The sequence below is a fragment of the Streptomyces sp. NBC_01431 genome, from assembly GCF_036231355.1.
GTDB lineage: Bacteria > Actinomycetota > Actinomycetes > Streptomycetales > Streptomycetaceae > Streptomyces.
The window spans coordinates 4297713-4320674 of sequence record NZ_CP109496.1 but is presented as its reverse complement, the minus strand read 5'-3'; the positions used below and the strand labels follow the sequence as shown (position 1 = coordinate 4320674).

The following is a 22962-nucleotide window of genomic DNA, read 5'->3' as shown; positions in this document are numbered from 1 at the left end:
AGCCCGCCCCCTGCACACGAAAGGACGCGGCCATGGCCACACTGCACGAACGCAGGACCTACCGCGATCAGGTGCTCCGGGTCCTGTACGAAGCCGTCGAAGGCAACCGCCTCCTCGGCATCACCGGGGGCACAGCTGCAACGCGACATCCACGTGCCGGAACAGGACCTGGCGGCCGCCTGCACCTACCTGGCGGGCGACGGCCTGATCACCGTCGACTGGGAACCCGGCAACACCCCCGCGATGGTCACCCTCACCCACGAGGGAATCCGGCGCATGGAGTCCGAGGAGTCCGAGGAGGAGGAGCACGGCTGAATCCCCTTTCACATGGAGAAGGGCCGGGCACGTGGGTACCCGGTGCCCCAGTTCCGCGTCCCCGGTTCGGCCACAAGGCTCCACACAGCGTCACACCGACGTCCGGTCCGTTCCCGGTGTTCAGTTCCAGGTCCATTCGGCGACTTCGGGGAGATCGGTGCCGTGTTCGCGGATCCAGGTGTGGTGGCGCAGCCGGGTGTCCGCGAGCTCCTGTCGTACTTGGTCCCGGCGCGCACCGCCAGGCCCGGGACGCGGTCGATGACATCCATGGCCAGGCGGTATCGGTCGAGGTCGTTGCGTACGACCATGTCGAAGGGCGTGGTGGTGGATCCTTCCTCCTTGTAGCCGCGAACGTGGAAGTGGGCGTGGGCGTGTCCGGTGCGGCGGTAGGCGAGGCGGTGGATCAGCCACGGGTAGCCGTGGTAGGCGAAAACGACCGGTTTGCGCAGTGCGCGCGGGCCTCGTCATGCGTCAGCCAGTCGAAGCAGGGCTGCTTGCCCCGACGACCACGTTGACGTAGTCGCGGGAGCGCAGCACGTGGTCGGCCACCACGAGAAGGGTGTTGGCGTCCGGGGGCAGGTGGACCCGGACGACCTCAGGGGACTTAGCCCTCCAGCCAGCCCTGGCAGGTGTGTTCGGACAGGATTTCCATCACGCGGCCGTGCCGGTCCAGGTTCTCCACCTCCAGCGTCTGTTCCTGCCACGCCTTGCCGGTGGCCCGGTACACGGCCTGGAGCCGGTTGGAGGCCGTCTCGTCCGGTCCGAACAGGCGGAAGTCGCGGCGCCCTGCCGTGCGCGCCATAACCGTTTCCAGCAGACCTCCCAGGACCCGGGTGGGCTCGTGCAGCGTCGTGCCGGGCTTGTCGACCGGGACGGCGAGATCACCAACCCCAAGGGCACCCTCGATACCGCCCTGGCCGGGTATCTGCCGCCCGACACGTCCCACCTGGACGGACGCGGGCTATGGATCATCCGGCAGCTCAGCGACGCCGTCGACATGCGCACCACGGAGCACGGCACGACCGTCCGCATGCACATGCGTCGCCACCGCTGACGAAGCACGAAACGAACAGAGAAGTAACCCGGAACAACCGGATTGCGCCAACAGAACATGCAAGGCAGAGCAGTTCATGCTCAACTCGCGACCCGAACACAGACGAAACCGCTCCGGGGCCCGGGAGCCGTACTCTGCTCATGCGGGTGCCCCAGACCTCGGCCGTCTCTCCGCAGACCGCTCCATCCCACTCGTACGCAGTACGTCATGAGGAGACGGGCCGCATGGGCACCGCTGCCGACCTCTCGCAGGAGTGCCGGGTGATCCGGGCATCCGGCGAACTCGACATCCTGACCGCCCCGCTCCTGTCCGGAGACCTGGCCAGAGCGCAGCGGGGCGCTCAAATCCCCTATGTCGTAGTCGATTTGACCCAAGTGACATTCATGGACTGCAGCGCCCTGGGCCCCCTGTGCGTGGCACGGGCCACGTGTCTGGACCGCTCCGGATGGCTGCGCCTGGTCTACGTGGGACGAAGCATCGGTCTGCTGCTCCGCATCGTCGATCTCACCGGCGTCTTTCCGCGGTACGCGACGGTCGACGCGGCCCGTCAGGGGGTGGTCTCGGCCAGCCCCCGCTAGACAGCGGCAGCGGTGTCCGGCGGGCGCGGATAGTGTTCACGGTGAGCTGATTGGGCTGGTCGCCAAACCCCGGCAGGGCGGAGCCCATTGATCAGCGACGGCATGGCCGTCCTGGCACTGGACCTGGCGCGGTCCGCGCCGACCGCTGACCCGGCGTACTGGGCGTGGTGTCCTCCAGGACAAGCGCCTCCGTACCGGAGCAGCAGTACACCGACGCCCTGGCCCTGACCGCCGCGCTGACCGGGGTGGTCCTGGAAGGCAACGGGCACGGCGGCGGCAACGGACTGGCGGATTCCGTGACGGTCGTGGGGCTACCGGGGAGTTGCACCGGGCCACGGGCATGGTCAGCGCCCAGCTGGACGCTTCCCTGGCGGAGGCTCTGCTGCGGCTGAGGGCGTACGCATACCGCCGGGATCTGCCGCTCGGCGACGTGGCTGGGGACGTGGTGGCCGGACGGATTCGGTTCAACGACGATTTGAATGGGCCGCAGTCGCGCGGCGGTCGAAAGGGATGATCGGCATGGCCCGCGAACAACGGCTGACGGAGATCTTCATCGAGGTCACCGACTCACTGACGGACGACTTCGACGTTCTGGACCTGCTCCAGCGCCTGTCCACCCGATGCGTCGAACTCCTCGACGTCTCCGCGGCCGGCATCCTGCTCGCCGACCCGCTCGGGAAACTCCAGGTCGTGGCCGCCTCCGACGAACACGCCCGGCTCCTGGAACTGTTCGCTCTCCAGTACGGCCAGGGTCCGTGCGTGGACTGCTTCCGCAGCGGGACCGCCAGGACCAATATCGACCTCATCAGTCCCAGGACGACGGCGAGCTGGCCCCGCTTCGCCACTCGCGCGCGCGAGACGGGTTACGTCACCACCCACGCGATCCCCTTGCGGCTGCGGGACCGGAACATCGGCGCACTCAACCTCTTCCAGAAGACACCCCACCGCCTCGGCGAGAGCGACATCGCGCTCGCCAAGGCGCTCGCGAGCGTCGCCACGATCACGATCCTCCAGCAGCGCACTCTGGAGCGGTCCCATATCGAGAGGACGCAGCTCCAGACCGCGCTCAACAGCCGCATCCTGGTGGAGCAGGTCAAGGGCCTCCTCGCCGAACGCTGGGGGACCTCACCGGACGAGGCGTTCGGCGCGTTTCGCGGTTATGCCCGCAGCCGTCACCTGGGCCTGACCGACTTCGCCACCTCGATCATCACGGGCACCTTCGACACCTCCACCATCCCCCCGCCCCCGCCCGAGAGCTGATCCGTCTCACGCGGGATTCTGCGGCCGCCGTACCCGTCTGCCCGCCCTCGTCGGGGAGTACGGTTGAGCCACCGGGAGCATTTCGCACGCCGGCCTTCACGCCGACGTCGTTCCCGGTGAGCAAAGACACCGGGTGTCGTCCGTGGACAGTGCCCCCGGAGACAGGTCCGCGCCATGTCCGCGACCACGACCGACCGGCACTTCCCTCAGCGCGAGCCCCCCGCGGCGCGCGTCGCACTGAAATCCCCGGGCAGCTCCCCCGGGCTCCTGGACGGTGCCTGGTGGCCCCGCTCCCGTGACCTGCTGCGTGAACTGCCCGCACTGATAGACGTACTGGACTCGCGGTGGGGCCGGATCACCCGCATCGCGGTGAATCCCCGGCACTGGCCCGTCATCCCGCGAAAGATCCCCGTTGCCGGACACGTGGTGAAGGCAGGCTGGTTCAAGGCCGAGCAAGACCCGCACAAGCTCCTGCTGCTGTCCTACACGGCCGGACGCTGGGACCTCCTCGTCATCCCGCCGGAGACCAACGCCCCTGCGGCCGCCCGGTTGATGGCCGCCGCGACCGACGGCACCGGCCCCCAGCTCACCGCGAGCGCACTCATGGCCGCAGGGGCGGCCCTCCACGACACACCGGCCACCGAGCGACCGCAGGATCGTGAGGAGGCGTGGGAGTACGAGGGCGGTGCCACCTCGCCCCATGCCATCGTCCCGGCCCGTCCCAGCCGCCTCCTGGTGGGGATGTGACCGCCATGACCACGGCCCTGACCATCGCCGTCACGCTGCTTCTGATCGTCGGAGCGGCACGCGTGATCCACCTCCTCAACGCACAGCACTCCGAGCGGATTGCGCTCCACCCCTACAGCCGCTTCCACCCCGTCGGCCGAGGAACCCGCGGCGGCCCGGCACGACCGGTTCCCGGCCTGGCCGAGCCGCCCGCCGTCCCGACCCGCCGCGACCAGCGCGACGGGGGCCGGGGGCGGCTCCGCCCGCGGCGGCGCATCCGCCATGAGCACGGCCGTTGATCCGTGACTCGTCCCCGGAACCCGCTCAGGCGCCGTAGGTCCTCATCCAGGGGAGTGCCGGTCGCTTCTAACCCTGAGACCCCCCTGTGGAGCCCGCGCACTTGTTGCCAGTCCGCCCGTGAAGTCGCGCCAGCGATGCGGGAATTACTGGAATTGCCGCCGGCGCGGGGCGCGACGAGCTGGCATTTCGATCGCTGTCGGCCTGATCAGGCCGGTGCGGGCGGCTCGGGCGTGAGCAGTTCCAGCGCTTTCCTCCCGGTGGAAGCGGTCGGCCCCGCCACCGCCCTTCGGCTTGTGCGGCTTGTACGAGCCGACCAGGACGCCCTCCGGCCCCACACACGACGACGTACAGGAAGGGCTTCTTGGTCTGCTCGCCGGGCTGATCGCTCACGCGGGGACTCCCCCAGTTGACGGCTGAAGCGGCGCAGTTCCGGCAGCGTACGGCGGCAGCCGCGGGCGGCCATGTCGGCGAGCAGATCCCGGATGGCCCTCATTCGAGGCTTCTCGTCCCCGGGTTGGCGGCGGGGACGCCGAGAGCGAGTAGGGCGGTGTCGTCGCCGACGCCTTCGCCGAAGCTGTTCAGCAGGCCGGTCAGGGACTGGATCAGGACGTTCGGCGGTTTGCCGGCGTGGCCGGCGGCGAAGGCGATTAGGGCTTCGTCTCCGTACAGGCTGCTGCGGTCTTGGCTCGTGCGGGCTTCGGTGAGGCCGTCGGTGTAGAGCAGGAGGGTGTCGCCGGGGGTGAGCACGCTCGTGGCGGCCGTGAAGCGTGCGGACGGCAGGATGCCCACGAGGAGGCCGCCCGGCGTGGGCAGGAAGTCGGCCGTGCCGTCGGCCCGCACGATGATGACGGGAGGATGGCCGCCGGAAGCGAGGTGTACGGCGACGTTCCCCGTCTCGGGGTCGGGCTCCAGCGTGCCGAAGACGACGGTGCAGTAACGCGGGTCGCCATCGCCGGCGTAGCGCTCGTGGAGCACCTTGTTGAGCGTGGTCAGGGCGGCGACGGGGTCCGGGTCGTGCAGGGCGGCGGCGCGCAGGGTGTAGCGGGTCAGCGAGGTGACGGCGGCGGCCTGGGGTCCCTTGCCGCACACGTCACCGAGGAAGAAGCCGAACCGATTCGCGTCGATGGGGAAGACGTCGTAGAAGTCGCCGCCGAGCCGGTCGGGATGGGCGGTGTGGTAGTAGGCGGCCGTCTCCATCCCGGCCACTGGCGGCAGGGTGTCGGGCAGCAGGGACTGCTGGAGTACGGCCAGGGCGTCCTGGAGCCTGGCGCGGTCGGCTTCCGACTGTTTGCGCGCCGCTTCGGCGGCCTTGCGGCCGCGCAGGAGTTCCTCCTCGTAGGCGCGGCGATCCCGGGCGTCGAAGACGGTTGTACGGATCAGCAGCGGCTCGCCGGTGTCACCGCGCTTGATCGCGGAGGAGACCAGCACCGGCATGCGGGCACCGCCGGTCTGCTTGATCTCCAGGGCGATGCCGCCGATTTCGCCCTGCATCCGCAGTAGTGGGGCGAAGTGGGTCTCGTGGTACAGCTTGCCGCCCACCGTCAGCAGGTCGGTGAAGCGCATCCGGCCCACCACCTCCGCGCGCTCCAGGCCGAGCCAGCCCAGCAGGGTGGCGTTGATCTTGGCGATGGTGCCGTCCATCAGCGTGGACAGATATCCGCACGGCGCGCACTCGTAGAGTTCCTCGGCGCTGTCCTCAAGCAGTGCGGCGAACGCCGCGTCCGCGGTTCTCTCGCCGTCCGCCTCGTGCGGGTCGGGATGCTCCCCGTTGCGGCACATCATCGAAGGCTGGCCAGGAAGTTCCGGATCGCTTCGTTGGTGGCTTCGGGTGCGGACAGGTGCGGGCAGTGTCCGGTCGCGTCGAGCGTGACCAGCGTCGAGCCGGGGATCGCCCGGTGGACGTAGGCGCCGACCTCGCGGGGGGCGATGACGTCCTGGGTGCATTCCAGGACGAGCGTCGGCACCCGCACACTCTTCAATTCGTCTCTTGAGTCCGACAGGAACGTAGTGCGGGCGAACACGCGCGCCATCTCCGGGTCCGTGGCGCAGAAGCTGTTCTTCAGCTCCTCGCCGAGCTCGGGCCGGTCCTCATGGCCCATGATCACCGGTGCCATCGCCGCCGACCAGCCCAGATAGTTCGACTCAAGCGACGCCAGCAGCTCGTCGATGTCCTCGGTGCTGAACCCGCCCCGGTAGCCGTCGTCGTCGATGTACCGCGGAGACGGAGCGACCATCACCAGCGCTCCGATCCGCTCGGGAGCCAGGTCGGCGGCCAGGACTCCGATCACGGCGCTGACGGAGTGGCCGACGAACACGGCGTCGCGCAGGTCCAGAGCCTCGCACACCTCCACCGCGTCCTGGGCGTAGCCGCCCAGCGATCCGTAGCGGTCCTCGGAGAACGCGGACGGATCCGAGCGGCCCGAGCCCACGTAGTCGAAGAGCACCACCCGGTAGTGCTCGACCAGGGCGGGCACTGTCAGCCGCCACATGTTCTGGTCGCAGCCGAAGCCGTGGGCCAGCACCACCGTCCGCCCCTGCGGGTTACCGGTGACGGTGACGTTGTTCCTGCGCGCGATATCCATGAAGCACCACTTCCTCAAGTCCGGTCCGCTGCCCCAAGTGCCCCCGACACCCCACTCGATGCCTTCACAAGGTGCGCCGACCGCGTCGATGGCGCCTGGACGGTCCTCGCGGCTCGGCTCCTGCCCGGTCGAGCATCTCTGTCACGTGCCGCACTGATCAACTCGTTGAGTTCACCACGGGGAGCACCCGCACGGCGAGCAGGGCCGCGCTTGGGGCAGCGGAAAGGGCCCAGCCAAGCCGAAGGTTTCGGCTGCCGCAGCTGCCGCGTCCCAACCCTCAGAATCACCATTCGGCCGCGCGTCGATCACCCCCGGCGGGGCCGGCCAATTGAATCCGAATGCCCGGAAGAGCGAATACGAATCATGTCGTTCAGACGTGTGGCCTGGGCTTTCCGGGGCACTCGGCGGACCGGAGGTTGATAACTATGGTTCCCCTGCTTCTCGTTCTTCTGCTCGCCCTGATCCTCTTCGGTGCCGGTTTCGCACTCAAGGCGCTGTGGTGGATTGCCATCGTGGTCCTGGTCGTGTGGCTCATCGGCTTCGTCGCCCGCCCGCGCGGCGGAAGTGGCCGTTGGTATCGCTGGTGACGCCACACTTCGTAACGCCTGTGGGCCCGACGGAACGGTGCGGTCCGGGCCTGTTGGTCGATCCAGCGCTCGACCGTCTCGTACTGCGCGACGCATTCCTTGACCTGCGCCGACTCCGCTCGGGCCTAGACCGTCTCGGCAGCAGTTCCGACGCCCAGAAGTACCAGAACGCCGACGGCGGTTCGGTCCATCGCCGTGTTCACGCGCGGACGCCGCAGCCACGTCAGCATGCGGGCGGCAAACGCCGTCACCAGCGTCAACCACACGGCGGCGACTCATCGAGCAGTACGGCCTGTCCGGGCTCCAGCGTGCCGCTCCAGAAGGGGCGTCGGCGCCGGGGCGCCACAGGCGGGTCTCGCCGCCGCCGACCCGCTGCCGGTCGAGCACGCCGATCATGACGAACTCGTGCCCGTCGTGGTGCACGCCTTCCGGAGTGGGCGGGCCGGGCCGCCCGAGCTCGGCGCGGGTGCGGTTCTGGTGCACGTTGATCTGCCAGTCCTCGCCGCGGTCCAGGTCCAACTCCTGGGCCCCGAGGGCGATGAGCGGCGTGAAATCCACGTCGATGGGCAGATACATGCGGCGCATGCCTCCGCCGACCGCGTTGAACTTCTTGAACGCGGTGTAGTCGCGGTGCGGCAGCCGCTCGAAGGACCAGCTTCCGTCGGCGGCTGCCGACAGCCGGTACTGGGAGAACTTCTTGTACCGGGTGCCGTGGCCCATGTACGCGTCGACCGGCAGCTCCTCGTAGCTGGCGAGGAGGTCGTCCGAGGGCGCGGGCATGTCGATGGACGCGGGCATGTCGATGATGCGGGCATGTCGATGATGCGGCACCCGGCCTCACCGAGTGGCATGGGGTGCCCTTCCGATCGCTCAGAGGGCTTGATCACGCGGAAGCTCAGCCCCAGCCGAGGTCGCTCTCGGTTGCCGGGCCGGCCGTGACGTGGCCCTCTTCGACGGCGACCACTCCATGCCCGCCGGGCGCGAACGGCGCAACCAAAATTAGGGCGGGCGGGCAGCAGGCGAGCGCGGCCCTCTCGTACATGATCACGCGTGTATCCCCCGTCGTTCCGTGGCGCAACGTCTGGTCAACGTCGCTGTGCGTCAGCAGTTTTATGCTGCTTGCACTGACAGCCGATGGCACCCATATGAACGCATCGTTATGCGCTGCTTCAGCCTTCGAGGGGTGAACGATCAGTGATCTAAGATTCCAAACGTGGACATTGAGCAGCTGGCGGCGGTAACGCCCCTCGGGGCGCTAGAACATCGAATCTATGAATTTGCGGTTCACCGCATGAGCATCGAGGAGGTGGATCTTCCAGAACGGTTCGGTGAGCCGCCCGAACGCGTGGCGGGTGCCGTGCGCACGCTGCTCGGCCTGGGCCTGCTGCAAAAGCACGACAGCAGTCCGGGAACCCTGACCGTGGTCTCGCCCGACAGCGCGGAACTCAACATCGTGGGGCCCGTGACGCGGCGCGTCGCCGAGATGCAGGGCGCCGTGGACCAGATCCGCATCGAGCTCTCCGGGCTGGCCGACCTCTACCGCAAGGGCATCATCCACCGGCTGCGCCAGGAAGGCGTGGAGACCATCAGCAACCTCGCCGACGTCCGCGCCCGGCTGGAGGAGCTGGCCGCCGGTGTGAAGCGGGAGGTGCTCACCTCACAGCCGGGCGGCGCGCGCCCCGAAGAGGTCCTGGGCGAGGCAATGGTCCGCACCGAAGCGGCCCTGGCCCGCGGGGTCGTGATGCGGACGATCTACCAGCACACCGCGCAGTTCAGCCAGGCCACGCTCGCGTTCGTGGAACAGATGACGGCCATGGGAGCCGAGATCCGCACGATCGGCGACGCGTTCTCGCGGCTGATCGTCTTCGACCGCGAGGTCGCGTTCATCGAACTGTGGGACGCGCCTCAGGGCGCGGCGCTGGTCCGGGACCCCAGCGTGGTCCACTTCATGGTCGAGTCTTTTGAACGCGCCTGGGTGCAGGCCAGCGCCTTCCCCCTGGCGGTGGGTCGCCGGGAGGCCATCGCGGTGTCCGACGCGGTGAAGTCGGACATCATCCGGATGATGATCGCGGGCGAGGACGACAAGGCGATCGCGCGCCGCATGGGCATGTCGGTACGGACCTGCCAACGCCACATCAACGAGATCATGACGCGCATCGGCGCCCGTAACCGCGTGCAGGCCGGATACCTGCTCCGGACGCTGGACCTGTCCGGCGCGAACGGCCCGTTCCGGGCCGAGGACTGAGCCCACCCTCGGTTCGGTCCCCAGCGACATCGAGTTCGCCCCGATACGCCTCGCGGACGACTGAGACGCGGCCCATAGCCAGGGCCCCGTACCCCGCGGACTTCGTACGACTCCGTACAACTCCTTATGACTTCTTACGAGTCCGTTTACGGACGGATCAGGCGACGGCGCCCAGGATCGGCGACCACACGGCACCGGTGAGTGCGGCCACCGCCTGCTCCTCGGAGAGCGGAGGGGCGGGGCGGGTCGGCGTCGGAGTGTGGCCGCCGTCGAAGGGGCCGGCGCTGTTCCACTGCACCATCTGAAGCTGCGCGCCGGTCTTCTTCAGGGTCAGCGTCACCGTCCAGCGGTGGGCGGGCTCGGTACCGGCCGGGTGCCTGTCCGCGGTCTCCTCGAACATCACCAGGGCCCCGCCGGGAAGCGCGGGGCTGCTCGGCAGCTTCTTCAGCTCGCAGGTGTCGCCCTTGGCACGTGCGGGCGTCCGGGCCCGCTCGCAGCTCAGCCCGTCGCCGTCCCCGAGCGGCAGCTTGAGCCGCACGGCCGAGACACCGACCGAGGCGGCGCCGTGCCCGTCGTCGACGACGAGTTCGCCGTTGGCGACGTAACCGCCGGACGGATCAGAGGGGTTGTTGCTCTGCCCGGTCACCTGGCTGAACCGGCCCCCGGGGAACGTCTTCTTCAGGGTCTCGCTCATCTGGGTGCCGGTGATCGCGGAACGGGGCGTCGCCAGCGCCACCGTCTCCATGTCCGATCCGCCGGGGCGGGCCGCGGAGAGCACGCCCGGGATCACCAGGCCGGCCACGGCGATCGCGGCGCAGGCCGCCGCCCCCGCTCCGAGGTTGCGCCGGCGACGACGGCTTCGTCCGCGCTCCACGGCTCCGCCGACGAGCGCGGAGAGATCGGGGTCGAGGGAGTCGGTCGTACGGCCCAGGGCATGTGCGAGGTCTGCTTCGAACGGCATGCGTGCGTCACCTTGTCTGTGGCTGGAGGGGATGTGGTGGTGGTACGGGCCTGCGCGCACCGGGAACCTCAGTGGGGAACCAGGTCGGACAGGCTGTCGCCGAGCAGAGCGCGCAGCCTGTCGAGTGCCCTGGTCCCCTGGGAGCGGACCGCACTGCTGCTCAGCTTGAGCATCCCGGCGGTCTCCTCGATGCTGTGGCCCTCCCAGTACCGCAGCAGCAGAACTGCCCTGTCGCGGGGCGGGAGTTCGGCCAGCGCGTCCAGCAGGGTGAGCCGCAGCGCGGTGTCCGGGCCGGATGCCGCACTGTCGGGCAGCTGGCCGGTGGGACGCTCGCCGGTGCTCCGCCGCCGCCGCAGGGTGAGGAAGACACGGATCAGAACCGTCTGCGCGTACGCCGCCGGGCTGGCCGCACGGGCCACCCGCTTCCAGTGGACGTACACCCGGCTGAAGGTCTCCTGGACCAGGTCCTCGGCGAGGTGCGTGTCGCCTGCCGCGAGTACGTACGCCGCGCGGTAGAGCGCCTTCCCCCTCTCGGCCACGAACTCCAGATAGGCGTCCTCCTGTGCTGATTTCACTCGGCCCCCGCCTGCTCTCTTGTGCTGTGGTTCCCGTGCATACCCCTCTTGACTACGTGAGTCGCCAGAGTGTCGCGCGGCAGCGGCACTTTCTTTTGCGAGGGGCGGGAACCGGTCCGGCGCACCGGGCTCGTCATCGCCCCTTGCTGATCCGCACCGTGTTCCCCGCCCTGCCACCCGCGAGGACGTCGATGCGGGCACCGGTCGCGGGATCGGTGAAGCTCTGGCCCGGCTCGTACGCGGCCATGTCGAGCTGGGCGCAGCCTGCGGGCGGGGTCGCGGCCGGGTGGGCGTTCACGACGCGCACCGGCCCCTCGCCGGTCCGCACGGCGGAGTCGACCTTGTAGACGAGGACGCCGGTGGAGCAGGCGGAGCTGTCATCGCGCTCGGCGCGGCGGGACTCGGCGACGTACGCCGTGGTGTCACTGGTGCGCAGTACGGCGATCTTGGTGCCGCCGGGGCGTTCCACCGCCGTCAGCCCGACCGTGCGGCTTCCGGGCGCCGACAGGCAGGCGACCTGGCCGTCGCGGATCCAGCCGAGCTTCCAGGAGTGCCAACCGAGGTACTGCGGGGCCGGACCCGCGATGTTGCCCATGACGTCCCAGCCGCCGACGTACTGGTGGGTGGCGCCGGTGAAGGAGTACAGGTCGGGCAGCCCGAAGGTGTGGGAGGTCTCGTGGTCGGCGACCTTGGCCCCCCAGTGCCACATGTCCTGGCCGAAGGTGACGGCCCATTTGAGCCGGGTGCCGTCGGCGGTGATGCCGGCTGTGGCCGGGTCGTAGAGGTACGTCGGCGAGAAGGAGATCGCGGTCGCCGCCTTGTCGGGGACGACGTAGACCATGTCGTAGCGGGAGAAGTCCACGTAGGGGTCGGCGGCGGTGACCGCGTCGCGCACGTACTTCTCGTGGGCTTCGAAGGTGAGTCCGCGTGCGAAGCCGTACGAGGTCGAGTCGGCCGGCATGCGGACCCAGCGGCGCAGGGAGGTGATGGCGAGCCGGGAGCGGCCGTAGCTGGCCTTGGCCATCCAGTCGGCGGCGGGGGCGAGTTGGGCGGCGTAGGCGCTGGTGGAGTCGGTGGCCGGGGCGTCCGGGAAGTCCACGAAGAGGGTGAGGACGCGGTGGGTGCCGGTGGCGGTCTGGAACTGTGCGCGGTCGGTGTCATGCCCTTCGTCGGTCCAGCCTGTTTTTCCCGGGAGCGCACAACTCGCAGCAGAGTGAGGCGAGTTGGCCGGTGTCGGGGTGGCCGCCGTGGCGGGGACGGCAAGGCAGGGCAGGAGTGCGGCGGCGAGGGCGAGGGGGCGCAGGCGTACGGGCAGGACAGGCATGTCTCTCCGATCGGGAGGGCGGCGGGGACCGGCGCGGAGCACGTCTACGGGGTCGGCCGGGGGCGCGGGCGACGACCGAGCCGCAGCCCGCCTCGCCCGCCCGCTCGGCCCAGCGGCGCGACCCGGCGCTTCCGCAGGCCGCGACGCCGACGGTCATGTGCGGTAACTCTCTATGGCATGTGACATTTTATTAATCGCTGTGCGGCGCCCAACAGGCAGCGCACATCCGTCAGTTGCCCGGCCCGTCCGCCGCGAGGAGACGCATGGCCACCCCGCCCGGCGCGGGCATCAGTGATATTTCACATTGCACCGCGCGTGCCGCCAGCACAAGTCCTTGTGGTGCGCTGCGCGCTAATTCGATCCGCTGAACCGCAGCAGCGACGTCTTCAGAGCGGCGACGAAGGCGTCGCGGTCGGCCGGGGCGAGGCGGTCCAGGGAGAGATAGGGGTTGAGATCCTCCAGCTCGACCAGCAGCAGGCGGCCGTCCCGCGTGCGGCAGGCGTCGACGCGCTGAATGCCGTGGTCGAGCGCGTTCCAGTCGACGAAGCACTGTGCGAAGGCCAGGTCGTCGCCGGTGGGCCGGTACGGCTCAAGGGCCCAGCGCCGGTCGGAGTCGGGCGTGCGCAGGGCGTACTGGAAGACGTGTCGGCCACGACCGGCAGCCCGGCCGCGCCGCCCGACGCCGCCAGGGAGTCGACCAGGCCGAGCACCTGCGCGGCGAGCGGCCGGTCACGGTGGTCGGCGGGAATGCGGGCGCGGGAGCGCAGCCGCTCGTCCTCGCTCCACCGGCCGGGCAGCAGGAGACGCCAGTCGACGGGTATGTGTCCGCCCGGTCCCGACAGGAACGCGCCCAAACCGGCCTGGCAGTTCACCGTGCGCCCCTGGGCCGGGACGAAGCGGCGGTGCACCCCGGCCGAGTGGTCGCCCCGCTTGGGGATGGCGGCGAGCCCTGTGCCGGGCCCCCGGAGTGACGACGCCTTCACGTCCTTCGTGGCGGACCTGTTCCTGCCGGACGGCAGAAGCGTCTTCTCGTACTGCCAGACGCCACACGTGTAGTGGTGGCCGTCGGCGCTGACGGTGTCGACGATGGATCGGCACCCGGCTCAACGGCAACATCCACGCGGACTTCCACGACCTGTGCCTCGGGCACAACCAGGCGGGCCTCACGGCGCAGGCGTTCGTGCACCCGGACCGGTTCATCGAGCAGTACGGCGGCCGCACCTACCGCAAGCTGCGCCCCGCCGCCGTCTACAACGCCCCCACCACCCTTGACGGCGTGGTGGCCTTCGTCGACCAGTCCGTCGTCGATGAAATAGCCGCACTGGACAGCGTCTTCACCGTCAGCGCGAAGCTCCGGCCCGGCGCGCGCATCAGCCCGACCGTCGACCTGCTCACCAGCCCGCTGCGCGCCCACCTCACCGCGGACGACGACGAGCGGCTCACGGCCGACTACGAAAGGCTCACCAAGCTGAAGGACGACGTCTACCACCTCGCGTGACGGCCCCCGCACACCGGACGGGCCCCGACCCACCAGCGGCCGGGGCCCCGCCCCGGGCCGTCGGACGGGCCCCCGCCCGCCCGCGTGCTTCATGGCGGCCCGTCGCCCCGCCGCCCCGCCGGATGGTCACCGCGATCCTCACGCGCGCAGGTCGCCGCGGATCCGGAAGTGCATCGCCCGGTAGGGCCAACCGGCCGCCGTGTTCCACTGGCTCACCGACAGGTGCAGGTCGCTCAGTGTCGACCCCGGGATGACGTAGCCGCCGTACAGCTGGGCCACATGCGTGTCGTCCTCGCTCCCCCAGGCTCCGCCGCGCAGCAGCGTGGTGCGGGGCGCGGCGGACGTGTCGTGCGCGGGGGTGTCCAGGACGAGCGCGTCGATCCGGTACTCACCCGCGTCGAACCAGGTCAGCAGCCACCGGCCGGCGAGCGGACGCAGGCACATCTCGCCGATCCTGCCGGGCAGGACGGGGGTGGGCGGGTTGCCCCAGGCCCAGACGCCCTGGGCCCGGCCCCATGGCTGGTAGGCGGCGGGATCGGCGATCCGTGCCCGGGGGACGCGGTGGAGGATGGCCGGTTTGTCCCGCTGGAAACCGGTCGAGTACACGTATACGTACCCGTCGCCGCCCAGCCCCCAGGTGAGCAGCTGGAAGTGCCCGCCGTGCAGGCCGCCGGGGAAGCGGGCCCCGGTGGGGCGCCAGGTCGCTCCCGCGTCGCGCGAGCGCCAGATCTCGCTCCACCGCACGTTCCCGAAGCCCTGGTGCACCGCGATGTGCAGATACATGTCGGCGCCGATGGTGATCACGTCGGTGGGCAGGACCGTCGACAGCTCCGGGCCGTCGTGCCGGTACCGCATCAGCTGGCGCGCGTACCTACCGCCGACGGCGCCGGTCCAGGCCACCTGTCCGCCCGGCGGCATGCGGCCGTAGAGCGCGACGGGCGAGCGCCAACCGGCGCCGCCCATCCGCGCCTCCTCGAAGGTGTCCCCGAACACGAACAGCAGTCGGCCGTCCGGGGTGCGGGCCGCGATCGCCAGGTCGGCAGCCGCCATCCCGAACCGCGACGTGATCCCCGGCCCGGTCAGATCGCCCACCTTCGCCACCGTCAGGCCATCGGGTACGTTCCGGGCCGCGGCACGCACGCCGGGCTGACCGCCCCTCGGCGACTGCCTTCCGATCGCGGCGCCGGCGGCCGCCCCCAGGAGCAACGACCGCCTCAACACGGCTTGTTGGACGACGAGTTCGACACCGCGCCCACCTCACTGCCCCGCACGCACACTCCCTGGTCCGCCATGAACGCGAGATACGCGAACGGCAGCTTCACACAGACGCCGCCTCTTCGGGACGCGCCACTACCGGCCACCACCCATGTCACCGATATGGCCCCGGCGCGCCGCCCCCGCCTTCCGGCCGCCCCCGTATATCTGTCGCCGCGAAGAGAGAAATCGCGATAAGGCGCTGTGAGGGTTTTTCATGTGACTGGCGGAGTGGAATTATTGCCCAGGCCCCGGCGATGAAGGCGTGCTACTGTCGATATCAGTTGCAGTTGTGGTTCCCGAAACTTCAGGTGCACTCGTCGGCCGTTCGTGCCGATGAGCGCACTTTTGTATGTCCGGTCATGATCCGGCGGGGTAATCATCGCAGTGACGCGGAGTGCGCACGGTGCGGACTCCGGGAAATGCCCCGAAGGAGATTGACATGGCTGCTGGTACCGTGAAGTGGTTCAACGCTGAAAAGGGCTTCGGCTTCATCGAGCAGGACGGTGGCGGTCCGGACGTGTTCGCCCACTACTCGAACATCGCCGCTCAGGGCTTCCGTGAGCTGCTCGAAGGCCAGAAGGTGAACTTCGACATCGCGCAGGGCCAGAAGGGCCCGACGGCCGAGAACATCGTTCCCGCCTGACGCAGACGCGTACTTCGTAGCTGGGGCCCGCACCTTGGGGTGCGGGCCCCAGCTCGTTGCGTTTCCGGGCCCGGCGCCCGCGACGTCCGGCCCAGCGCCGGCGTCCGGTCCGAGCGCCCGCCGCACGGCGACGCCCGCGACGTTTTCGATTCGTCCGGGCAGCCGGGACCGCCCTTCATTTCCGGCCCCGGCAACCCAGCTGCTCAGCGATCCGGCGACTCACCCCGAATTCCATCGGGGTTCGATTCGCCTTCGCATCCACTTGGCTCGTTCTTGCGATTCCCTGTGCCGTTCGATTTCCGGGAATTCCTTGATACGTGCCCCATCAAGGAAGGTTCCCCGTGAACCGCACCCGTACGAACGCCCCGAACGACCGCTTCTCAAGGACCCGCACCCGGTCCGCGAATTCCGGCGCCCCCAGGGGTGGCGGCCGCCCGGCCTCGACCGGACGGCCGGGCGGTTACGGCCGCCGGCCCTCCTCGCCGCAGGGCGAATTCGCGCTGCCGGTGACGACCACCCCGGCGCTCCCCGCCGTCGAAGCCTTCGCCGATCTCGCCATGCCGGATCAGTTGCTGGCCGCGCTCGGCCGCGAAGGCGTGAGCGTGCCGTTCCCGATCCAGGGAGCGACCCTGCCGAACTCGCTGGCCGGCCGGGACGTCCTGGGCCGCGGCCGCACCGGCTCGGGCAAGACCCTGGCCTTCGGCCTCGCGCTGCTCGCCCGCACCGCGGGCCTGCGAGCCGAACCCCGCCAGCCGCTGGCGCTGATCCTGGTCCCCACCCGCGAGCTGGCCCAGCAGGTCAGCGCCGCGCTCATGCCGTACGCCCGCTCCCTGCGGCTGCGTCTGACCTCCGTGGTCGGCGGCATGTCGATCGGCAAGCAGTCCAGTGCGCTGCGCAACGGCGTGGAGATCGTCGTCGCGACCCCGGGCCGCCTCAAGGACCTCATCGACCGCGGCGACTGCCGCCTCGACCAGGTCGCCATCACCGTCCTCGACGAGGCCGACCAGATGGCCGACATGGGCTTCATGCCGCAGGTCACCGCCCTGCTCGACCAGGTGCGCCCGGACGGCCAGCGGATGCTGTTCTCGGCGACCCTGGACCGCAACGTCGACCTGCTGGTCCGCCGTTACCTGTCCGACCCGGTCGTCCACTCCGTCGACCCCTCGGCGGGCGCGGTCACCACGATGGAGCACCACGTGCTGCACGTGCACGGCGCCGACAAGAACCAGGCGGCCACCGAGATCGCGGCCCGCGACGGGCGGGTCATCATGTTCCTGGACACCAAGCACGCCGTCGACCGGCTGACCGACCACCTGCTGAACAGCGGGGTACGCGCCGCGGCCCTGCACGGCGGCAAGTCCCAGCCCCAGCGCACCCGGACCCTGGCCCAGTTCAAGACCGGACACGTCACCGTGCTGGTGGCCACCAACGTCGCCGCCCGCGGCATCCACGTCGACAACCTCGACCTCGTCGTCAACGTCGACCCGCCCAGCGACCACAAGGACTACCTGCACCGCGGCGGCCGCACCGCCCGCGCCGGCGAGTCCGGCAGCGTCGTCACGCTCGTCACGCCCAACCAGCGCCGCGACATGAGCCGCCTGATGGCCACCGCGGGGATCGTGCCGCAGACCACCCAAGTGCGCTCCGGAGACGCCGAGTTGACCCGCATCACGGGCGCCCAGGCCCCCTCGGGCGTCCCGGTCACCATCAGCGTGCCGGTGGCGGAACGCCCCCGGCGCAGCGCCTCCGCCTCGTCCCGGGGACGCCGCAGCCGTACGGCCCAGGACCGGCGCTCCGGCCAGTCCGCGCGCGCCGCCGGCCAGCGAAACCCCGGCGCCGACAACGCCGCGGCGTAAGCCCGTTGGCGTACGACCGCCGGACGACCGCCGGACGTCCGCCGATCCGTACGATCGCCACACGGCCGCAGGTCCGCAGGACCGCCGGACGCTCCCCCTCAGTCCCCCTCCCGTCAGGCCCCAACACCCGGCCGCCCCTCCTCCCTCTGTGAGGCAACATGCGCTGTGTCATCGCCCGCTTCCCGTTCGACCTCACCAAGGACGGGGTCATCGAGTCCATGAAGGGCATCAAGCCCGAGCCGCTCGTGGGTGACTCGGTACAGATCGGCCGCCGCCACTACCCCGTCAAGCAGGTGGGTTCGGTCGTCACGCGGCAGGACCGCCGCGACTTCAGCGCCCAGGAAGTCGTGCGGGCCATGACGATGCTCGGCTTCAAGTGCGCCACCGCCGCCGAGGTGGCACCCGCGCCCGCCATGAGCCCGGTCGAGACCGCCTCGGCGCTGCTCGGCTCGCCCGCGCTCGCCTGACGCACCACGAAGACGGGCCACGGCCCGCACCCAGCACATCCACGAGGGCCCTGCCGGAACACCGGCGGGGCCCTCGTCGTCGTACCCGCCGCCACGCCGCGAGCCATCGCACACGTACGTCCGCGACTCGAAATCTACGCTCGCCAACATAGACATTAGACTTTCAAGTGATTAGGATTTCTTCCACAGGCACGGCCAGGACAGCCGTGCGGGACAGACCGGGAACGGAGGATGCAGACGCCATCAGGATCGCCCGGGTGAGCTGGGAAGAGCCCGGGTACCGCAAGACCCCAGAACGGAAGGTGGTCTCCGGTCGAGCATTCACGATCCCCGCACACGCGCCCCTTCACCGGGCCCGTGGGCGGAAACAGAAGGTCGGCGCAGCGATAGGGCCGACCGATGGTGTTGAATTTCCTTCGGGGCCCTGGTGCCGTACGGCGCCAGGGCCCCTCGACGCGTTGCACAAAGAGGTGACATGACAGCAGAAACTCCGCTCAGTGGCCGTCTGGACGACGACGACTACCCCGCCTACACGATGGGCCGGGCCGCCGAAATGCTCGGCACCACACCCGGCTTCCTGCGGGCCATCGGTGAGGCCCGCCTGATCACACCGCTCCGCTCCGAGGGCGGGCACCGCCGCTATTCCCGCTACCAGCTCCGGATCGCCGCCCGCGCCCGTGAGCTCGTGGACCAGGGAACCCCCGTCGAAGCCGCGTGCCGCATCGTGATCCTTGAGGACCAGCTCGAAGAGGCCCAGCGCATCAACGCGGAGTACCGCCGCGCCGCCGCGGCCCACCAGGGCGAGGCCCCGCACTGAGCCGGTGGCCGGTTCGGGCCGGTGGCCGTCAGGGGTACGAGCGGTGAACCACCTGTTCCGGGGATAGCTGCCTCCCGGTGGCGGACGGAATGATCAACCGGGCCTGCGGCAGGGTGTCGCGGTTGTCGTACGAGGCCGCGCCCGGCCAGCCCCTCAAGGAGCAGATCATGCCCGCCGCCCCCGCCATGACCGTCGAAGGCACCATCGCCACGGCCACCGGCCTGTCCTGGCTGGCCTGGGTCCTGCTCTCCGTCCTGTTCGGCGGGGCAGGACCGCGCGCGAAGGCGGACCCCCCGCAGGCGGAGCCCGAGTCCGGCCTGTTCGCCGAGGCCTATCTGCACGAACTCGACCACCTGCACGCGGCCATCTCCGCCGCGCACCTCGAAACCCGGCCCGGCGCCGCCTCGTCCGACCTGGAGGAGTGCTGGTCGATCTGGAACACCGGCCCGCACGAGCGGCGGGACTGAACGGGACCCGCGGGCAGGCCCCGGCGCCCTGACCCCGGATCACTCGGCGCAGTACGCGTCTCGCGGACCCGATCGGGGCGGGCACGGATTGTCGGGTCGGGCAGGGCGGGCGGCTCTTAGCGTGGAGCGCGTAAGGAAGGAAGGGGGGCGGGGAATGATCGAGCGGCTCAATCAGGCCATGGACCACATCGAGGACTGTCTCGACCGGGAAATCGACGTGGCCGAGCTCGCCCGGATCGCGGTGACCTCGGAGTACCACCTGCGGCGGATGTTCTCGGCGCTGGCCGGAATGCCGCTGTCGGAGTACGTGCGGCGGCGGCGGATGACCGTCGCGGGCGCCGAGGTACTGGCCGGCGGGCGAACCCTGCTCGACGTGGCGGTGCGCTACGGCTACACGTCGGGCGAGGCGTTCGCGCGGGCGTTCCGTGCCGTGCACGGCGTCGGCCCCGGCGAGGCGCGGCGGACCGGTGCGGCCCTGCAGTCCCAGCCCCGGATGTCCTTCCGTCTCGTCATCGAAGGGAGCAGCAGCATGCGGTACCGGGTTGTGGAGAAGGAAGAATTCCTGCTGGTGGGCAGGAAGGCGCGGGTGCCCCTCGTGCACGAGGGGGTGAACCCGGCGATCGCCGCGTTCATCCAGGGCATCGGGCAGGAGACGGCGCTGCGCATCCACCAGCTGTCCGACCAGCTGCCCGAGGGCGTCGTCTCGGTGTGCGACGACCTCGACCCGAGCCGGGCCGAAGGGACCGAACTGGACTACTGGCACGCGGCGTTGGCGCGGCCGGACGCGGAAGTCCCCGACGACCTCGACTCGATGGTGGTGCCCGCGGGCACCTGGGCCGTCTTCGAGAGCACCGGGCCCTTCCCGCTCGCGCTCCAGGAGATGTGGCGCGACGTGTACACGGAGTGGTTCCCGTCGAACCCGTACCAGAACCGGCCGGGCCCCGAGCTCCTGCGCACCCGGCCGGCGACCGGGAACGAGCAGACGGACGCCGAGTTGTGGATCCCGATCGTGCGGGCCCCCGGCGCCGATTCGTAGGCGCCAGGAGTCGAGGGTCAGGAGTTAGGAGTACGGAACCGGAGTCCGGCCCGCGCGCGTCGCACGTGCGTGGGTCGGGGCTTCGGGAGCCGTACGCTCAGCGGCTCGCGCCCAGTCGGCGCTTCGGCTTCGGGTCGGCGGCCTCGCTGCGCGCCCACAGGGAGCGGACGTGGCCGAGGTGGCGGCTCATGCACTTCTCGGCGGCCCGCGCGTCGCCGGACAGCATCAGGTCGAGCAGTTCGAGGTGCTCCTCGGCCGACGGGATCAGCTCGTCGCGCTGGTCCAGGGCGGTCAGCCCGTACAGGCGGGAGCGCTTGCGCAGATCGCCGACGGTCTCGACCAGGCGCTCGTTGCCGGACAGCGCGAGCAGCGAGAGGTGGAAGCGGCGGTCCGCCTCCAGGTAACCGATGAGGTCGTGCTCGCGAGCGGCGCGCACGATCTCCTCGGCGACCGGCCGCAGCGCCTCCAGGTCGGCGCGGTCCGCGGTGCGGGTGATCCGGCCGATCATGGGGACCTCGATCAGGGCCCGGATCTCGGTGTACTGGTCGAGATCGCGCTCGTTGACCTCAGTGACCCGGAACCCCTTGTTGCGGACCGGCTCCACGAGGCCCTCGCGGGCGAGATCGAGCATGGCTTCGCGTACGGGGGTCGCGGAGATGCCGAAGTCCTCGGCGAGGCCGGGCGCCGAGTAGACCTGGCCGGGTCGGAGTTCACCGGAGATCAGGGCGGCGCGCAACGCGTGGGCCACCTGGTCGCGCAGCCGCTCGGTGGTGGTGATGACCTTGCCCTGCTTCAGGTGCCCCATGCTGTTCCTCCGTACGAGCGGAGACCCAGAGTACAATGTCACGTTGCTCCGAGCCGCCGCGCCGGCCGGGGCGGCTACGGCTCACCCCCCTCCGGCGAGGCCTGGGGGGCCGGGGACGGTGAAGCCTGGGGGGTCAGCGAGGCCAGCACTCCGAGCGGGACCGGGGTCGCGAACGGGCGTCGTTGTGCCGGGGGTTCGGGGGCCGAGGCACCGGCCGCGAGGCAGGCAACCGCCGTCCCGCACATCCGGCCCTGGCACCAGCCCATGCCCGCCCGGGTGAGCAGTTTGACCGTACGGGCATCGCGGGCGCCGTAGTCCTCCACGGCCTCGCGGATCCGGCCGGCCGTCACTTCCTCACAGCGGCACACTTCGGTGGCGTGGGGGAGCCAGTCGGTCCAGCCGGGGCCCGGCGCGTGCGCGGCCGCCATGGCGTCGGCGAAGGCGCGCAGCCGGGTGCGGCGGTGGCGCAACCGCCGCACGCGCCCAGCCGGCCCAGGGCTCCCGCCGAGCCGGTCGGCGATCGCTCTGGCCGCCAACTCCCCTTCGATACGTGCCAGTTGGGCGCCGCCGATGCCGCCGGTCTCGCCCGCCGCCCAGAGTCCGGGCAGCGAGGTCTCCTGGTGGGCGTCCAGGGCGAGCGCGAGGGTGCCGTCGAGGGTGCGGCGGGTGGCGCAGCCGAGCGAGGTGGCGAGTTCGATGCCCGGCACCAAGCCGTGGCCGACGGCCAGGGCGTCACAGGCGATGCGGCGCCCGGTGCCCGGCACCGGCCGCCACTCGCGGTCAAGGCGCGCAACGGTGACGGCCTCGACGCGCTCGCTGCCGTGCACCTCGGTCACCGCGCTGCGGGTGCGCAGCGGTACCCGGTGGCGCAGCAGCGCGCTGCCGTGCACCACGGCCTCGGCGAGCTTGTGCGGGTTTACGGCAAGCGCCTTGGGACTGTGGGCGTAGCCGAGGTAGCCGGAGGCCTCGACCACGGCGGGGACGCGCGCACCGGCCGCGGCGAGGGAGGAGGCGACGGCCAGGAGCAGCGGGCCGCTGCCCGCGACGACCACCCGTTTCCCGGGCAGCACGAGCCCGGCCTTGAGCATGGCCTGCGCGCCACCCGCACCCACCACGCCGGGCAACGTCCAGCCGGGGAAGGGGAGCTGGCGCTCGTACGCGCCGGTCGCGAGCAGCACGGCCCGAGCCCGGACCCGTACCGGCTTCTCGCCGTCGCCGTCGGCGCCGATCACGGCGTGCACCGTCCACGCCTCGTCGCCATCGCGCGCGAGCGTCCAGACGTGGTGGCCCGCGAGGTGGGTGACACTGCTCGCTTCCAGGCGTCGGCGCAGCTCCACGAACGCGGGCCAGTCGTGGTGCAGGGCTTCGGGCCGCGCAGCACCGAGCGCGGCCGCGGGCTGCCGGTAGAACTGCCCGCCGATGCCATCAGAGAGGTCCAACAGGGCGACTTTCAGGCCGCGTTCGGCCGCGGTGACGGCCCCAGCGAGCCCGGCCGGCCCGGCCCCGACGACGGCAAGGTCATAGGGATCGCCCGCGGAAGCGACCCCGCCGCCGACACCACCCGCCGGACCCGGCACCCCCACACCAGACACCTCCAGCGGGCCGGAAG

The 22962-nt window shown here is 70.6% G+C and carries 24 protein-coding genes and 6 pseudogenes; 16 read left to right on the top strand and 14 right to left on the bottom strand.

Annotated features, from left to right (window positions below; genetic code table 11):
• Positions 1-32: 32 nt before the first annotated feature.
• A pseudogene (locus OG522_RS19855) lies at positions 33-315 on the top strand (hypothetical protein).
• 120 nt (positions 316-435) lie between these two features.
• Here the strand turns inward: OG522_RS19855 and OG522_RS19850 are convergent.
• A pseudogene (locus OG522_RS19850) lies at positions 436-1192 on the bottom strand (hypothetical protein); the annotation flags it as partial.
• On the opposite strand from OG522_RS19850, the gene OG522_RS19845 reads away from it, so the two are divergent.
• The 6 genes from OG522_RS19845 to OG522_RS19820 all read left to right on the top strand — a co-directional run bounded on the left by OG522_RS19845 (position 1157) and on the right by OG522_RS19820 (position 4232).
• On the top strand, positions 1157-1369 hold the full coding sequence (locus tag OG522_RS19845; RefSeq protein WP_329467893.1) for an ATP-binding protein: 213 nt from the start codon (positions 1157-1159) through the stop codon (positions 1367-1369). The pseudogene OG522_RS19850 and the gene OG522_RS19845 sit on opposite strands and share 36 nt — an antisense overlap.
• A gap of 224 nt (positions 1370-1593) precedes the next feature.
• On the top strand, positions 1594-1947 hold the full coding sequence (locus OG522_RS19840; RefSeq protein WP_329464325.1) for an anti-sigma factor antagonist: 354 nt from the start codon (positions 1594-1596) through the stop codon (positions 1945-1947).
• A gap of 167 nt (positions 1948-2114) precedes the next feature.
• Entirely contained in the window at positions 2115-2339 is a 225-nt protein-coding gene (locus OG522_RS19835) for a hypothetical protein (protein WP_329464324.1), read from the top strand.
• A 118-nt stretch (positions 2340-2457) separates the two neighbouring features.
• Positions 2458-3207: a GAF and ANTAR domain-containing protein gene (locus tag OG522_RS19830; protein ID WP_329464323.1), complete on the top strand. Its 750-nt coding sequence runs from the start codon at positions 2458-2460 to the stop codon at positions 3205-3207.
• A gap of 174 nt (positions 3208-3381) precedes the next feature.
• Positions 3382-3954 (top strand): DUF5994 family protein, encoded by a 573-nt coding sequence (locus OG522_RS19825; RefSeq protein WP_329464322.1) that lies wholly within the window; start codon positions 3382-3384, stop codon positions 3952-3954.
• A 5-nt stretch (positions 3955-3959) separates the two neighbouring features.
• Entirely contained in the window at positions 3960-4232 is a 273-nt protein-coding gene (locus OG522_RS19820) for a hypothetical protein (protein WP_329464321.1), read from the top strand.
• 206 nt (positions 4233-4438) lie between these two features.
• On the opposite strand, the pseudogene OG522_RS41255 reads toward OG522_RS19820, so the two are convergent.
• From OG522_RS41255 to OG522_RS19810, 3 genes and pseudogenes are all read right to left on the bottom strand, one after another.
• A pseudogene (locus OG522_RS41255) lies at positions 4439-4556 on the bottom strand (flavoprotein); the annotation flags it as partial.
• Positions 4557-4722: 166 nt separating this feature from the next.
• Positions 4723-6012: a PP2C family protein-serine/threonine phosphatase gene (locus OG522_RS19815; RefSeq protein ID WP_329464320.1), complete on the bottom strand. Its 1290-nt coding sequence runs from the start codon at positions 6010-6012 to the stop codon at positions 4723-4725.
• A complete protein-coding gene (locus OG522_RS19810) occupies positions 6012-6815 on the bottom strand; it encodes an alpha/beta fold hydrolase (RefSeq protein ID WP_329464319.1) in 804 nt (267 codons plus the stop codon). The genes OG522_RS19815 and OG522_RS19810 overlap by 1 nt, the downstream gene beginning before the upstream one ends.
• Before the next feature lie 425 nt (positions 6816-7240).
• Here OG522_RS19810 and OG522_RS19805 point away from each other — a divergent pair, with 425 nt between their 5' ends.
• On the top strand, positions 7241-7402 hold the full coding sequence (locus OG522_RS19805; RefSeq protein ID WP_267055052.1) for a hydrophobic protein: 162 nt from the start codon (positions 7241-7243) through the stop codon (positions 7400-7402).
• A gap of 384 nt (positions 7403-7786) precedes the next feature.
• Here OG522_RS19805 and OG522_RS19800 read toward each other — a convergent pair.
• Both OG522_RS19800 and OG522_RS19795 read right to left on the bottom strand, forming a co-directional pair.
• Positions 7787-8122: pseudogene (locus tag OG522_RS19800) on the bottom strand (2OG-Fe dioxygenase family protein); the annotation flags it as partial.
• 175 nt (positions 8123-8297) lie between these two features.
• Positions 8298-8450: a hypothetical protein gene (locus OG522_RS19795; protein ID WP_329464318.1), complete on the bottom strand. Its 153-nt coding sequence runs from the start codon at positions 8448-8450 to the stop codon at positions 8298-8300.
• Between the two features lie 243 nt (positions 8451-8693).
• On the opposite strand from OG522_RS19795, the gene OG522_RS19790 reads away from it, so the two are divergent.
• Positions 8694-9647, top strand: coding sequence for a helix-turn-helix transcriptional regulator (locus tag OG522_RS19790; RefSeq protein ID WP_329464317.1), 954 nt, complete (start codon positions 8694-8696; stop codon positions 9645-9647).
• Between the two features lie 157 nt (positions 9648-9804).
• Here OG522_RS19790 and OG522_RS19785 read toward each other — a convergent pair whose 3' ends face one another.
• The 5 genes and pseudogenes from OG522_RS19785 to OG522_RS19765 all read right to left on the bottom strand — a co-directional run.
• The gene (locus OG522_RS19785) at positions 9805-10608 is read right to left on the bottom strand and encodes a hypothetical protein (RefSeq protein WP_329464316.1); all 804 of its coding nucleotides are present in this window, start codon (positions 10606-10608) and stop codon (positions 9805-9807) included.
• Between the two features lie 68 nt (positions 10609-10676).
• A complete protein-coding gene (locus OG522_RS19780) occupies positions 10677-11183 on the bottom strand; it encodes a SigE family RNA polymerase sigma factor (RefSeq protein ID WP_329464315.1) in 507 nt (168 codons plus the stop codon).
• 133 nt (positions 11184-11316) lie between these two features.
• Positions 11317-12507, bottom strand: coding sequence for a M6 family metalloprotease domain-containing protein (locus OG522_RS19775; protein ID WP_329464314.1), 1191 nt, complete (start codon positions 12505-12507; stop codon positions 11317-11319).
• Positions 12508-12858: 351 nt separating this feature from the next.
• Positions 12859-13152: pseudogene (locus OG522_RS19770) on the bottom strand (hypothetical protein); the annotation flags it as partial.
• Positions 13146-13451, bottom strand: a pseudogene (locus OG522_RS19765) (transposase); the annotation flags it as partial. The pseudogenes OG522_RS19770 and OG522_RS19765, both read right to left, overlap by 7 nt.
• A 236-nt stretch (positions 13452-13687) precedes the next feature.
• On the opposite strand from OG522_RS19765, the gene OG522_RS19760 reads away from it, so the two are divergent.
• Entirely contained in the window at positions 13688-14005 is a 318-nt protein-coding gene (locus OG522_RS19760) for a hypothetical protein (RefSeq protein ID WP_329464313.1), read from the top strand.
• A 138-nt stretch (positions 14006-14143) separates the two neighbouring features.
• Here the strand turns inward: OG522_RS19760 and OG522_RS19755 are convergent, their stop codons facing one another.
• Entirely contained in the window at positions 14144-15097 is a 954-nt protein-coding gene (locus OG522_RS19755; RefSeq protein WP_329464312.1) for a DUF4185 domain-containing protein, read from the bottom strand.
• Between the two features lie 604 nt (positions 15098-15701).
• On the opposite strand from OG522_RS19755, the gene OG522_RS19750 reads away from it, so the two are divergent.
• From OG522_RS19750 to OG522_RS19725, 6 genes are all read left to right on the top strand, one after another.
• Positions 15702-15905: a cold-shock protein gene (locus OG522_RS19750; protein ID WP_030664939.1), complete on the top strand. Its 204-nt coding sequence runs from the start codon at positions 15702-15704 to the stop codon at positions 15903-15905.
• A 341-nt stretch (positions 15906-16246) separates the two neighbouring features.
• Complete coding sequence (locus OG522_RS19745) at positions 16247-17761, top strand: DEAD/DEAH box helicase (RefSeq protein WP_329464311.1); 1515 nt, start codon at positions 16247-16249, stop codon at positions 17759-17761.
• A 158-nt stretch (positions 17762-17919) separates the two neighbouring features.
• Positions 17920-18228: an SCO5918 family protein gene (locus OG522_RS19740; protein ID WP_329464310.1), complete on the top strand. Its 309-nt coding sequence runs from the start codon at positions 17920-17922 to the stop codon at positions 18226-18228.
• Positions 18229-18703: 475 nt separating this feature from the next.
• Positions 18704-19045 carry a helix-turn-helix domain-containing protein gene (locus tag OG522_RS19735; RefSeq protein WP_329464309.1) on the top strand — a complete coding sequence of 114 codons (342 nt, stop codon included), beginning with the start codon at positions 18704-18706 and terminating at the stop codon, positions 19043-19045.
• Positions 19046-19122: 77 nt separating this feature from the next.
• Positions 19123-19512: a hypothetical protein gene (locus tag OG522_RS19730; RefSeq protein ID WP_329464308.1), complete on the top strand. Its 390-nt coding sequence runs from the start codon at positions 19123-19125 to the stop codon at positions 19510-19512.
• A gap of 154 nt (positions 19513-19666) precedes the next feature.
• Positions 19667-20548 carry an AraC family transcriptional regulator gene (locus tag OG522_RS19725; protein ID WP_329464307.1) on the top strand — a complete coding sequence of 294 codons (882 nt, stop codon included), beginning with the start codon at positions 19667-19669 and terminating at the stop codon, positions 20546-20548.
• 97 nt (positions 20549-20645) lie between these two features.
• On the opposite strand, the gene OG522_RS19720 is transcribed toward OG522_RS19725, so the two are convergent.
• Positions 20646-21353 carry a GntR family transcriptional regulator gene (locus OG522_RS19720; protein ID WP_329464306.1) on the bottom strand — a complete coding sequence of 236 codons (708 nt, stop codon included), beginning with the start codon at positions 21351-21353 and terminating at the stop codon, positions 20646-20648.
• A gap of 74 nt (positions 21354-21427) precedes the next feature.
• Positions 21428-22936: an FAD-dependent oxidoreductase gene (locus OG522_RS19715; protein WP_443074716.1), complete on the bottom strand. Its 1509-nt coding sequence runs from the start codon at positions 22934-22936 to the stop codon at positions 21428-21430.
• Positions 22937-22962: the final 26 nt, after the last annotated feature.

Excerpts from the sequence above, each read along its gene's own strand:
- OG522_RS19840 (WP_329464325.1), top strand. The coding sequence starts at position 1,594 with ATGGGCACCGCTGCCGACCTCTCGCAGGAGTGCCGGGTGATCCGGGCA.
- OG522_RS19830 (WP_329464323.1), top strand. The coding sequence starts at position 2,458 with ATGATCGGCATGGCCCGCGAACAACGGCTGACGGAGATCTTCATCGAG.
- OG522_RS19825 (WP_329464322.1), top strand. The coding sequence starts at position 3,382 with ATGTCCGCGACCACGACCGACCGGCACTTCCCTCAGCGCGAGCCCCCC.
- OG522_RS19820 (WP_329464321.1), top strand. The coding sequence starts at position 3,960 with ATGACCACGGCCCTGACCATCGCCGTCACGCTGCTTCTGATCGTCGGA.
- OG522_RS19815 (WP_329464320.1), bottom strand. The coding sequence starts at position 6,012 with ATGTGCCGCAACGGGGAGCATCCCGACCCGCACGAGGCGGACGGCGAG.
- OG522_RS19810 (WP_329464319.1), bottom strand. The coding sequence starts at position 6,815 with ATGGATATCGCGCGCAGGAACAACGTCACCGTCACCGGTAACCCGCAG.
- OG522_RS19805 (WP_267055052.1), top strand. The coding sequence starts at position 7,241 with ATGGTTCCCCTGCTTCTCGTTCTTCTGCTCGCCCTGATCCTCTTCGGT.
- OG522_RS19790 (WP_329464317.1), top strand. The coding sequence starts at position 8,694 with ATGAGCATCGAGGAGGTGGATCTTCCAGAACGGTTCGGTGAGCCGCCC.
- OG522_RS19785 (WP_329464316.1), bottom strand. The coding sequence starts at position 10,608 with ATGCCGTTCGAAGCAGACCTCGCACATGCCCTGGGCCGTACGACCGAC.
- OG522_RS19775 (WP_329464314.1), bottom strand. The coding sequence starts at position 12,507 with ATGCCTGTCCTGCCCGTACGCCTGCGCCCCCTCGCCCTCGCCGCCGCA.
- OG522_RS19750 (WP_030664939.1), top strand. The coding sequence starts at position 15,702 with ATGGCTGCTGGTACCGTGAAGTGGTTCAACGCTGAAAAGGGCTTCGGC.
- OG522_RS19740 (WP_329464310.1), top strand. The coding sequence starts at position 17,920 with ATGCGCTGTGTCATCGCCCGCTTCCCGTTCGACCTCACCAAGGACGGG.
- OG522_RS19735 (WP_329464309.1), top strand. The coding sequence starts at position 18,704 with ATGACAGCAGAAACTCCGCTCAGTGGCCGTCTGGACGACGACGACTAC.
- OG522_RS19725 (WP_329464307.1), top strand. The coding sequence starts at position 19,667 with ATGATCGAGCGGCTCAATCAGGCCATGGACCACATCGAGGACTGTCTC.
- OG522_RS19720 (WP_329464306.1), bottom strand. The coding sequence starts at position 21,353 with ATGGGGCACCTGAAGCAGGGCAAGGTCATCACCACCACCGAGCGGCTG.